The sequence below is a fragment of the Clostridium polyendosporum genome (assembly GCF_018332455.1).
Taxonomy (GTDB): domain Bacteria; phylum Bacillota; class Clostridia; order Clostridiales; family Clostridiaceae; genus Clostridium_AY; species Clostridium_AY polyendosporum.
This window is the reverse complement of record NZ_BOPZ01000016.1, coordinates 75,788-87,913: the sequence shown is the minus strand read 5'-3', so window position 1 is coordinate 87,913 and position 12,126 is coordinate 75,788. Positions and strand designations below refer to the sequence as shown.

Annotated in this window: 10 protein-coding genes, 6 tRNA genes, 2 rRNA genes and 1 other annotated feature; all 18 genes read left to right on the top strand. The window is 29.2% G+C overall.

Annotation, left to right across the window (positions count from 1 at the left end):
* A 23S ribosomal RNA gene (locus CPJCM30710_RS10335) occupies positions 1 to 74 on the top strand; the annotation flags it as partial.
* Positions 75 to 179: 105 nt separating this feature from the next.
* Positions 180 to 297: ribosomal RNA gene (rrf, locus tag CPJCM30710_RS10330) — 5S ribosomal RNA — on the top strand.
* 8 nt (positions 298 to 305) lie between these two features.
* A tRNA-Ile gene (locus tag CPJCM30710_RS10325) sits at positions 306 to 382 on the top strand.
* A 3-nt stretch (positions 383 to 385) separates the two neighbouring features.
* Positions 386 to 461 (top strand) — tRNA-Ala (locus tag CPJCM30710_RS10320).
* Between the two features lie 162 nt (positions 462 to 623).
* Positions 624 to 1,130 carry an HDIG domain-containing metalloprotein gene (locus tag CPJCM30710_RS10315; RefSeq protein ID WP_212904089.1) on the top strand — a complete coding sequence of 169 codons (507 nt, stop codon included), beginning with the start codon at positions 624 to 626 and terminating at the stop codon, positions 1,128 to 1,130.
* A gap of 27 nt (positions 1,131 to 1,157) precedes the next feature.
* On the top strand, positions 1,158 to 1,676 hold the full coding sequence (locus CPJCM30710_RS10310) for a transcription repressor NadR (protein WP_212904088.1): 519 nt from the start codon (positions 1,158 to 1,160) through the stop codon (positions 1,674 to 1,676).
* Between the two features lie 56 nt (positions 1,677 to 1,732).
* Positions 1,733 to 4,405, top strand: a complete 2,673-nt coding sequence (locus tag CPJCM30710_RS10305; RefSeq protein ID WP_281413976.1) for a UPF0182 family protein — start codon at positions 1,733 to 1,735, stop codon at positions 4,403 to 4,405.
* 144 nt (positions 4,406 to 4,549) lie between these two features.
* Positions 4,550 to 5,944, top strand: coding sequence for an NAD(P)/FAD-dependent oxidoreductase (locus CPJCM30710_RS10300; RefSeq protein ID WP_212904087.1), 1,395 nt, complete (start codon positions 4,550 to 4,552; stop codon positions 5,942 to 5,944).
* A gap of 135 nt (positions 5,945 to 6,079) precedes the next feature.
* Positions 6,080 to 6,316: a DUF1667 domain-containing protein gene (locus CPJCM30710_RS10295; protein ID WP_212904086.1), complete on the top strand. Its 237-nt coding sequence runs from the start codon at positions 6,080 to 6,082 to the stop codon at positions 6,314 to 6,316.
* Positions 6,317 to 6,432: 116 nt separating this feature from the next.
* Positions 6,433 to 6,628: a binding site (T-box leader), on the top strand.
* Positions 6,629 to 6,776: 148 nt separating this feature from the next.
* Positions 6,777 to 8,054 (top strand): serine--tRNA ligase, encoded by a 1,278-nt coding sequence (serS, locus tag CPJCM30710_RS10290; protein WP_212904085.1) that lies wholly within the window; start codon positions 6,777 to 6,779, stop codon positions 8,052 to 8,054.
* A 269-nt stretch (positions 8,055 to 8,323) separates the two neighbouring features.
* A tRNA-Ser gene (locus CPJCM30710_RS10285) sits at positions 8,324 to 8,414 on the top strand.
* Between the two features lie 34 nt (positions 8,415 to 8,448).
* Positions 8,449 to 8,539 (top strand) — tRNA-Ser (locus CPJCM30710_RS10280).
* A gap of 169 nt (positions 8,540 to 8,708) precedes the next feature.
* Positions 8,709 to 9,518 (top strand): nucleotidyltransferase domain-containing protein, encoded by an 810-nt coding sequence (locus CPJCM30710_RS10275; protein ID WP_212904084.1) that lies wholly within the window; start codon positions 8,709 to 8,711, stop codon positions 9,516 to 9,518.
* Between the two features lie 96 nt (positions 9,519 to 9,614).
* A tRNA-Ser gene (locus tag CPJCM30710_RS10270) sits at positions 9,615 to 9,705 on the top strand.
* A 34-nt stretch (positions 9,706 to 9,739) separates the two neighbouring features.
* Positions 9,740 to 9,830: transfer RNA gene (locus tag CPJCM30710_RS10265), tRNA-Ser, on the top strand.
* A 180-nt stretch (positions 9,831 to 10,010) separates the two neighbouring features.
* Complete coding sequence (locus CPJCM30710_RS10260; protein ID WP_212904083.1) at positions 10,011 to 10,922, top strand: metallophosphoesterase; 912 nt, start codon at positions 10,011 to 10,013, stop codon at positions 10,920 to 10,922.
* 140 nt (positions 10,923 to 11,062) lie between these two features.
* Positions 11,063 to 11,596, top strand: coding sequence for a GNAT family N-acetyltransferase (locus tag CPJCM30710_RS10255; RefSeq protein ID WP_212904082.1), 534 nt, complete (start codon positions 11,063 to 11,065; stop codon positions 11,594 to 11,596).
* A gap of 111 nt (positions 11,597 to 11,707) precedes the next feature.
* On the top strand, positions 11,708 to 12,001 hold the full coding sequence (locus CPJCM30710_RS10250) for a hypothetical protein (RefSeq protein ID WP_212904081.1): 294 nt from the start codon (positions 11,708 to 11,710) through the stop codon (positions 11,999 to 12,001).
* The last annotated feature ends 125 nt before the right edge of the window (positions 12,002 to 12,126 follow it).

Sequence of the window (12,126 nt, the reverse complement as noted above, 5' to 3'; positions counted from 1 at the left end):
GGTTGATAGGTCAGAGGTGTAAGCATGGTAACATGTTGAGCTGACTGATACTAATAGGTCGAGGGCTTGACCAATAAAAAGGCTAAAACTTATGTGCAATTTTGAAAGAACAATAATCTTTCAAAAAAATATTGACAATATTGTGTCAATACAGTATAATACGAAATGTAAGTTTGATATCTGGTGATGATGCTTTTAGAGGATACACTCGTTCCCATACCGAACACGATGGTTAAGCTCTAAGAGGCCGATGGTACTGCACGGGCGACTGTGTGGGAGAGTAGGAGGTTGCCAGGTTAGTATATGGATCTTTAGCTCAGTTGGTTAGAGCAACCGGCTCATAACCGGTTGGTCCGGGGTTCGAGTCCCTGAAGGTCCACCATTTGGGGGTATAGCTCAGTTGGGAGAGCACCTGCCTTGCACGCAGGGGGTCAAGAGTTCGAATCTCTTTATCTCCACCAAATAAAAGCTATGAACGAAAGTTCATAGCTTTTTTGTTTTATAATAAGATGATTTATTTTTCTCTATACATTAAATAAATCAGTATATTATAATTATTAATAGGAAGTACTATAATTGATATGTTTTGAGTAGAAAACTATTTACAATAAAGGGGAAAAAATATGTCTTTTTATAGAATAAAGCAATTTTGGTGGGCAATAAGTTGCCATTTTAAAAAAATAGATAAAAATTTCATAAATAAATATTTAAATGAAGAAGAAAAAAAAATTTTTAATAAATTAAGAAAAAGTGATAAACATCATTCTATAAGGGTATCAAAGGATGCTTTAGCTATGTTAGAAGTAAGTGTAGATAAGGAAAGTATAGATCAAGATAAGTTTGCAAAAGTAGCTTTGCTTCATGATATAGGAAAGAGTGAAGGATCTTTAAATACTATTGAGAAATCTATAATGGTATTATTAGATAAATCAACAAAGGGAAGAATAAGAAAGTATAATAATATAAAAGTGATTGATGCTTATTATAATCATGCACAAAAGGGAGTTAATATATTAAAAAAATATAATTACTCTAAAGATTTTTTAGATGTTATTGAAAAACATCATACAAATGTACCTATAGATAATAAAATGTTAAAGATTTTAAAGTATAGTGATGATAAAAATTAGATTAAAAAATAAAACAGGAGGGATGTTATGGGGCAATCAAACTTAAGAAGAGAAGCTATATTAAAGAGTCTTAAAAAAACTTCTGAACCTCAAAAAGGTACTAACTTAGCTAGTGAATTTGCGGTAACAAGGCAAATAATAGTTAAGGATATAGCAATTTTAAGAGCAGAAGGACATAATATAATTGCAACGCCAGATGGATATATTATGAAAAAAAATATTACTAACAAGATCAAAAAAATAATAGCCGTAAATCATGGTATAGATGAAGTAGAAAATGAGTTGAAAATGATTGTAAGTTATGGAGGCATAATAGAAGATGTAATAGTAGAACATCCTCTTTATGGTGAAATAAGAGCAATGCTGATGATAAGAAATCTTAATGAATTAAATAAGTTTATGAAAAAGTTTAAGGAAATTAATGCACAACCACTTTCGGTTCTAACTGGGGGAGTTCATATTCACACTATATCCACAGAATCAGAAGAAGATATGAGTAATATACTTAAGGAACTTAAGAAAAAACAATATTTGATATCAGAATAGCTTTTAATATAAATATTACATTAAGTTATTATTAATTATTTAAAGAAGGTGTTAAAGTGATAAAAAAGTTCTGGTTCATTATAGCAGCATTATTTTGTTTCTTAATGATTATATTTTTATCTTCTAATCTTATAGTAAATATTCAGTGGTTTAGTGAAATGAGATACCTTAGTGTTTACTTTACCAGACTAGTTGCAACCTTAAAACTTATAATTCCAATATTTGCGATTTGTTTCGCTACAATATATCTTTATAGCAAAAACATTACAAAAAAATTTACAGTGTTTATAGAACAAAATAGAAGAAAGTCAATTAATAGGATTATAGTTGTAAGTACACTTATAATTTCTATTTTCATGTCATTTATGATTGCATCTACTTATTGGTATAGAATACTTCAATTCACTAACTCTGAACCATTTCGGGTAAATGATCCTGTCTTTAATAAAGATATATCTTTTTATGTATTTAAGCTCCCATTAATCCAATCAATTTATAATGTATTAATATCTATTTTAGTTATTATAGGTATAATAACTTTAATAACTTTTGTTTTAGTAAGGTTGAAAAATAACGTTATAAGTATAGATAACTGGCGTGTTTCAAGAGGACAAACACTTAAAAGTTTTGCAGGAACTCAACTAGCAATAGTGTCATCTATTTTAATGATTATGATTGCTGGAGGGTATATATTAAAATCTTATTATCTATTATATAGCTCAAGTGGAATTGTTTTTGGAGCAGGATATACAGATGTTAAGATAACACTTTTATTTTATAAAATAATTACAGTAGTTAGTTTAATTTCATCCGTTATAGTATTCATAAGTATATTTAAAGGAAGATTTAAACATGTAGCTACAGTAGTAAGTATTATAATAGGCCTTATAATTTTAGAACCTATATTGGCAATATTTGTTCAACAATTTATAGTAAAATCAAATGAGATGGAATTTGAAAAAAATTATATTAGTAATAATATAGAAGCAACAAGAAAGGCTTTTAATATTGACAACATTAAAGAAAATAATTTTGAACCTAAAAATAGTTTAGATAATAATCAGCTTAATAATAATAAAGATATAATATCAAATCTTAAAGTAAATTCTATAAGTCCAGTACTTAATTTCTATAATCAGGTTCAAGTAATAAAGAATTATTATGAATTTTTAGATGCAGATACAGACAGATATTACTTTAATAATAATTATACGCAAGTATTTATAGCACCAAGAGAATTAGATAATAGTAATATAACTACTTGGCAAAATAAACATTTAAGGTATACGCATGGATATGGCGTAGCTATGAGTAAGGTTAATTCTGTAACATTAGATGGACAACCTGATTTTGTTATGAAAGATATACCTACAGAGAATTTAACAGATATTAGCTTAGATAATCCAAGAATATATTTTGGTGAAGGTTCTAATGATTATGCTATAGTAAATACGAAAGTTGAAGAACTTGATTATCCAAAGGGAGGAGAAAACCAAACTATAAAATACAATGGCTCAGCAGGAATAAAGATAAGTTGGTTTAATAGGTTACTTTATTCTATTTATGAAGGCAATATAAGAATATTGTTATCAGGAGATGTGAACTCAGATAGTAAAATTCTTATTAATAAAAATATAATAGAAAGAGTAAAAAAAATAGCACCATTTTTAAGTTACGATAGTGACCCATATTTAGTTACAAATGATGGAAGATTATTTTGGATAATAGATGCCTATACTACTTCTGATAAATATCCGTATTCACAACCATATAATAGCATAAATTATGTTAGAAATTCTATTAAGGTTACAGTTGATGCTTATAATGGAAATACTGATTTTTATATAGTAGATGAACAAGATCCTATAGCATTAAGTTACTCTAAGATATTTAAGGGCTTATTTAAAAATTCAGATCAAATGCCTAAAAAGCTAAAGGATCACTTTAAGTACCCTCAAGATTTATTTAAAGTACAGTGTGATGTTTTAGGAAAATATCATATGACTAATCCAATAGTATTTTTTACTCAAGAGGATCTTTGGGAAGTTTCATCTAATATTGTGAATGTAGAGGGTAAAGAGGGAACAAATGAGTCTCTTTACTTAATGACAAGGCTGCCAGAAGAAAAAAATATAGAGATGATTCTTTTTGAGTATTTTAATATGAAAGGAAAACAAAATATGGTAGCTTTGCTCGGAGGAAGAATGGATGGACAAAACTATGGAAAACTAGTAATGTATAAGTTCCCTCCACAGAAGACTATATTAAGCCCATACTTATTAAAAAATAAAATTTTATCTGACTCAGAGATATCAAAAGAGATAAGCTTATGGCAGGGAAAAGGATCTAAAGTTGAATATGGAGATACAGTTATAATACCTATAAATGACTCCTTATTTTACCTTGAAACAATTTATTTAAAAGCAGATGTTGAGAAATCTATGCCAGAAGTTAAGAAGATAATAATTTCAGATGGTGAAAGAATTGTAGGAGCAGAAACAGTAGAAAAGGCATTAGAAAAGTTATTTAAATATTCACCTCAGGTAGAGGGTGGAAATTTACCTATTAATGAATCTTCACAGATAAAGATTGAGAATAATGAAGATATAAAGAAAGCAAAAGATCTTTATGATAAAGCTATTGAAGCTCAAAAGTCTGGAGATTGGTCTACCTATGGGGAGTATATAAAACAATTAGGAGAAATGCTTGGTAATTTAAGTAATAAATAATATTCTTATTATTTTTAACAAGACAAGAATCTCACTATTCTTTTATTGCTAGAGAATAGTGAGGTTTTTACTATCTTTTTATTAGGTAAAATATGATATAATTTTATTAAATTATTTATTATGCATTACTATTAGGAGGTTAAAATGGATTATGATGTTTTGATATTAGGTGGTGGTATTATAGGATGTGCTGCTGCTTATGAATTATCAAAATATAACTTAAATATTGCTGTTATTGAAAAAGATTATGATATTGCTGATGATATATCCTTAGTAAATACAGCTATTGTATTTGATGGTTCTGAAACTAAAGATGATCTTATGAGTAAACTTGAACATATAGGTAATTCTATGCTATTTGATATAACAAAGAAATTTAATGTTCCTTTTAAAAGAGTAGGATCACTTAAGATAGTGCAGGATGAAGAAGGCGTTAAGATACTTGAGGATATGTATAATAGAGCAAAAAAAAGAGGTATAGAAAATATATATTTAATAGATGATAAAGCAGTTTATGATATAGAACCTCATTTAAAAATTAATGTAAAGAAGGCATTATACTCAGGTAATACAGCAGTAATATGTCCTTATGACTTAGCTATAGCATATGCTGAAGTTGCTTTTGATAACGGTGTTATTTTTAGGTTAGAGGAGATTGTGCAAGATATTCAAAAGATTACTAAGGGTTTTAAGGTTACTACAAATAAAAATAAATTTACTTGTAGAGTTGTTATTAACACAATACCTGGAGATAATTACACTATAGATTTAAGTAGAAGTACAATTAAGAATGATCATAATAGAATACAGTATCTTCTTTTAGATGAGAAATTTAAATGTAGACTTTCAAATGTCGTTATGAAGGTTAAAGGCGAGGATAATCTAATAAATCAAGTTCCAACCCTTTCAGGAGGAACACTTATTGGTATCAATACTAATAAGTCCTTAGGTTTTAAGGAGTTGCTTGAGGAGGCATCAAATCTTATTCCAGAAGTGACAAAGGATGACGTAAATAGTATATTTTATGATAACTATAGTAAAGATTTGATGTTTATAGATGATAGTAATAGTACAAAAGGTTATATAAAGGTTACAGGAAAACATTATGCAGAGATAACTATTGCTCCTTCTTTAGGCAAAATGCTGTGTGAAACTGTTGTTAGTAATTTAAGTTCTACTCTTAAGAAGAATTTTATAGATAAAAGAAGAGATTTTTATAGATTTAGGGATATGACAAAGGAACAGAGAAATGAAGCAATTTCTTTGGATAAGAGATATGGAAAAATTATATGTTTATGTAATAAAGTTTCTGAGGGGGAAATTGTAGATGCTATAAGAAGGCCTCTAGGAGCAAGAACTGTTGAAGGAGTAAAGAGAAGAACGGGAGCCACATTCGGTAATTGTCATGGTGCATATTGCATAAGTAAGATAATAGATATTCTAGCAAGGGAAATGGATAAGAAACCTACAGAGATTGTTGGGGATTCTAAAAACTCTAAGGTTTTAGCATCCAGAATTAAAGAATTTAATGATATGTAGTAAAATTATTTTTATATAAGCTAAGCTATAATAAATTTAAGGAAGTAAAGTTATCTATAATAACTTTTAAAAATTTTAAGGTTATTTATTATGTTACTGTCATAAAAATATAAGAACTTCAGAGGAGGAATCACTTTGAAGAGTGAGGATATTTTTACAACTGTTATTAGGATTAAAGGTTCAAGCAAGTTTAATGTAGTTTCTGTTAAGAGTAGTAAACCTGTAGATAAACAACTCTGGCTTGAGATTTCAAAGATATTAAGCAGGGTTTATGTAGGTGTACCTACTAAGATAGGAGATATTATATGCAAGAATATATTAAATACAGGAGTAGATATAATATGTACTAAAAATATTCCTAAGGAAAGTTAGTATATAATATTGAATTGCAGTAGTTATTTATAATTAGCTTGTTTTTAATTTGCAGGAATTAATTTGAATTATTGACAATGGGAAAATAAATATATATAATATATTAAAATTCTATATTTAAACTGACGAAGAGGTTAGTAGTAGTGTTTAAGATTTCAGAGAGTCGGTGGTTGGTGTGAACCGATACTTGTACATTGTGAATCCACCTCTGAGGGACTACGATGAGTAGTACGGATTTACCGTTATATTATAATTAAGAGGATAGTTTTTACTATCAATTAGGGTGGCAACGCGGAGTCTTTCGTCCCTATGGGGAAGAAGGGCTTTTTTGTTTTGCTAAAAATAGTTTATTTTTAAAGTAAAATTACTATAGAATAAATTTAACATTTAATTTTTATGAGTTAAACTAGAAAATTTAATATTTGTATAACAAATAGTTACTATGAAAGGAGATAGTCAAATGCTAGATTTAAAAAGAATAAGAACTAACACAGAAGAAATAAAGGCTGCTTTATTAAATAGAGGAGAAGATTTTAATGTATCTGTAATTGATGAAGTAATAGCTTTAGATGAGGAAAGAAGAAGTATACTTGTCGAGGTTGAAGCTTTAAAGAGTAAGAGAAATCAAGTTTCAGCTGAAATACCAAAGAGAAAGAAGGCTGGAGAAGATGTAACTCCTATAATGGAAGAGATGAGAACTCTTGGAGACAAGATAAAAGAAGATGATGCCAAGGTATCTGAAATAGATGAAAAAATAAATTATATCATGCTTAGAATCCCTAATATTCCAAATCCTGCAGTTCCAGATGGAGATACAGATGAAGATAATGTTGAAATAAAAAGATGGGGAGAGCCAACAAAGTTTGATTTTGATCCAAAGGCACACTGGGACATAGGGGCAGATCTTAATCTTTTAGATTTTGAAAGAGCAGGAAAGATAACAGGGTCAAGATTTACTATGTATAAGGGGTTAGGAGCTAGACTTGAAAGAGCGATAATAAATTACTTCCTTGATAAGCATACTGGGGAAAATGGATATACAGAACTTTTTGTACCATTTATGGTTAATAGAGATAGTATGACAGGAACAGGACAGCTTCCAAAGTTTGAAGAAGATGCTTTCAAGGTTGAGAATAATGGATACTTCTTAATACCAACTGCAGAGGTCCCTGTAACTAATATGTATAGAGATGAAATATTAAAGGGAGATGAACTTCCAATAAAGCATGTAGCATACAGTGCATGTTTTAGAGCAGAAGCAGGTTCAGCTGGAAGAGATACAAGAGGTCTTATAAGACAACATCAATTCAATAAAGTTGAATTAGTTAAGTTCTGTAAACCAGAACAATCATATCAAGAACTAGATAACCTTGTTAAGGATGCAGAATCAGTACTACAAGGCTTAGGAATACCATATAGAATAGTTAGAATATGTAAAGGAGATTTAGGATTTACTGCAGCTCTTAAGTTTGATATTGAAGTTTGGATGCCAAGTTATAACAGATATGTTGAGATTTCAAGCTGTTCAAATTTTGAAGAATTCCAAGCAAGAAGAGCTAATATTAAATATAAAGATAATCCTAAAGATAAGCCACAATTCGTACACACATTAAATGGATCAGGAGTAGCTATAGGAAGAACTGTAGCAGCTATTCTTGAAAACTTCCAACAAGCAGATGGAAGTGTAGTTATACCAGAAGCATTAAGACCATACATGGGAGTAGATATAGTAAAATAATCTTTAAAAGACTGCTGATATTACGTCAGCAGTTTTATTTTACTATATAGATCAGTTATAAAATTGTGAAGTTGTGGATAACGTGGATAACTTAGAACACAATCCATGGAGTGGATCTTTTTATATTATATATAGAAAGAGAATAAAGTGTAGATATTTAAATATACTAAGAATGTAGTATTCGACATGTTTTTTTAAAATTATTAAAAAATTTGATTTTAAGTGTTGACACAAGTGACATAGCTTGATATAATATCATCTGTAAGCACGGAGAGATGGTCGAGTTGGTTTAAGGCACCGGTCTTGAAAACCGGCGTACGGGTGACCGTACCGTGGGTTCGAATCCCACTCTCTCCGCCATTTTTTTATTTAAAAAACTTTTTATAGGATATATGGAGAAATACTCAAGTGGCCGAAGAGGCGCCCCTGCTAAGGGCGTAGGTCGGGTAACCGGCGCGAGGGTTCAAATCCCTCTTTCTCCGCCAAAAACACCTAGTGATATCACTAGGTGTTTTTCATGTATGAAAATATTACAATTATATACGGGGGAACATGTTCATTTCTATAAAAATGTTAATTATATATTTATAAAATAGTTATTTAATGTAATAATATTTTTATAAATAGCATTTCATATAAATTTAGGGGGTTTTTATGGAGTTGAGCTTACTTATAAAAGATATGGTGAAAGAATTTTCAAAATTAGAAGAAGTAGAAGGAATAATGCTAGCTGGGTCTCATGCAACAAATACTAATGATAAGGATTCAGACTATGATATATATGTATATTGTTCAAAAGATATTTCTTTAGAAAAGAGAAAAAACATAACTGATAAATATTGCTCATACATGGAACTTAACAATGAATTTTGGGAAACAGAAGATGATGGTGTATTAATGGATAACATTCAAGTAGAGCTTATATATAGAAGACTAGAGTGGATAGACACTATTTTAGAAAAAAACTTAATAAATTATCAAGCAGATGTAGGATATACGACTTGTTTTTGCAGTAATTTTATTAACTCTCTTATACTATATGATAAAAGTGGAGTCTTAAAAAAGCTTCAAGAAAAATATAACATAATATATCCACAGCAATTAAAAATAAATATTATAAAAAAGAATTACCCTCTATTAAAGTCAAAGATGCCAGCATATTATTATCAAATTGAGAAAGCTATTAAGAGAAATGATTTAGTTAGTATAAATCACAGGGTAGCAGCATTATTAGCAAGTTACTTCGATATTATATTTGCAATAAATGAAATGCTACATCCAGGTGAAAAGAAGATTCTAAAAGTAATAAAAGAAAAAGCTAAAAAAGTTCCTAAGAATATGGAGAATGATATAACAAACATATTAAAAGCAGCAGCTTTTTGTGATAAAAGGATATTAAGAGAAATAGATGATTTAATGATGAATCTTGATTCATTATTAAAAGAAGAGGAGGCTATTTTTTAATTAATATAGTATGTTTACAAATATGGAAAAAATTTTTTAATTCAGGATGTTGACATAAATTTTATTCGCTGATATAATAAGTATTGTGTTTGACACGGAGAGATGGTCGAGTTGGTTTAAGGCACCGGTCTTGAAAACCGGCGTACGGGTGACCGTACCGTGGGTTCGAATCCCACTCTCTCCGCCATTAACATTTAAAAAAAACTTTTTGTAGGACATATGGAGAAATACTCAAGTGGCCGAAGAGGCGCCCCTGCTAAGGGCGTAGGTCGGGTAACCGGCGCGAGGGTTCAAATCCCTCTTTCTCCGCCAAAAAACCTAGTGATATCACTAGGTTTTTTTTATTTGTTGCAACTTCATAAAGTGAAATGTGACTAAAGTTAAGCAAGTTCAATCCTATTAAATTCTATTTTCAATTAATTAAATTAACATTTAACGCCTATAAGCCATTGTGCATATAATAGTAAATCAGAGATTATTATGGGTGAATTTATGGGAAAGAAAAACATTTTAAATAAGATAATGAGTAAATCTCCTATTATCAACATTAATGACAATTCAAAGATAGTTTTCATAAGTGATTGTCATAGAGGGGATGGAAGTTTTAAAGATAATTTTCTTCCTAATGCTAATATATATATAACAGCATTAAACTATTATTATAACAATGGTTTTACTTATATAGAAATAGGAGATAGTGATGAACTTTGGGAAATAAAACATTTGAAAGATATATATGAAACATATATAGATGTATTTAATATACTTTTAAAATTTAAAGAGAATAATAGATTTTATATGATATGGGGCAATCATGATGAAGTGAAAAAGAAGGCACGTTTTAGAGAAAAAATTTGTAAGCGGGAACTTAAGATGGAAGGTGAGACTTGTCTTTACAAGCTCTATAATGATTTAACCATATATGAAGGACTTGTACTTGAATATACAAGCAGTAATAGTAGTGGTATTACTAAAAAACAAAGTTTCTTTGTAGTACATGGTCATCAACTTGATTGCATAAATTATAATTTAAGTATAATCGCTAAGTATTTAGTGAGATATGTATGGAGTTTCCTTGAAGTTAATTTTGGCTTTAAGAATAACACTAGTCCTGCTAAAAGTCATACAAAAAGAGATGTAATAGATAGGAAAATACAGAAATGGGCAGGAGAAAATAATCAACCTATAATTACAGGTCATACTCATAATACTAGGTTTCCTAACCCTTCAGAAAATCCATATTTTAATGATGGGTGCTGCGTTCAACCATATTCAATAAGTACTATTGAAATTGAAAGTGGAAAGATATCTCTTGTAAAGTGGAGCGTTAAGACTATGAATGATGGAGTATTAATCATAAAGAGAGTGTGTATAGGGGGGCCAGAATTTATAACTAAGTATTAGTTTTGAATAACTCAAGATTTCTTATTATTATAAGTTCTAAAATGCTTATGTAATTATACTGGTTGAAGCATATTTTGTAAAATAATATAATAAATGTAAGAGGGTGTTCATTTATAGATAAAAAAAAGGGGGGGGATTTAGTGCTAAAAGGAGATAAAGTATATTTAAGATCTGTAGAAAAAAGAGATGTAAATATTTTTTGTAGTATTTGCTCAGATAAAGAGGTAAGAAGGTATGACGGTGGACATATAATATATCCTTCTACTGAGTATGTAATGCAGCATTTTGATCAACTTATGAATATTAATAGAAAAACCTTAAGCATAATTAATGAAAAGGGAACGTTAGTAGGTTATATAACATATAAAGAATCTGAGGATACAAGTAACGTTTATTCTATAGGTATAACTATAGGAAGCGTATATTGGAATAGGGGATATGGGCAGGATTCTATAAATATACTTTTAGATTATCTTTTTATGTATAGAAATGCTCAAAGGATAGAACTTGAAGTTGTATCCTATAATGAAAGAGCTATAAGATGTTATGAAAGATGCAGGTTTATTATCGAAGGAACCAAGAGAAAGAAGTACTTTTGTCGAGGACAATATCATGATGTATTGATAATGGGAATTTTAAGAGAAGATTATAAATTGGTAGAAAATGAAGTGTAACTTATTGTTGCACTTTTCTTTATAAATGTAATTGAAAATTACTTTCAATAAGGTATAATAGAGTATATGATTTACATGATAGAATTTAAACTAGGGGAAGGGGAGCTCTAAATGAGAGTATTGAATCCACAATTAAAAGCAGTAAGAAAATTAGGAATAGATATTAAAATAAGCAATGGGTTTAGAGAATTTATGGTATCCTTTGATAAGGAAGGTTTAACTTATGCCGATTTATTAAGTTATAATGTTAATACTAAAGTTTACTCTATGATTAGAAATTGTTGCGCAGCTATTCCGTTAACAGTATTAGAAACTGGTAGAAGTGAAGAAGAAGATAAGGAAATTAATGAATTAATTGATAAGATATTAGAGGAAATTGGAGAAGAAATAAGGAAAACTATATAATAAACTTAAAAAACTGCCCTCATTAATATATGAGATAAGGCAGTTTTTTTGTATATTTACCCGTTTATTTAAGTGTAAATAAAAGTAGCATTTAGGTTATAATTATAGGTGAACATATGTTTTGT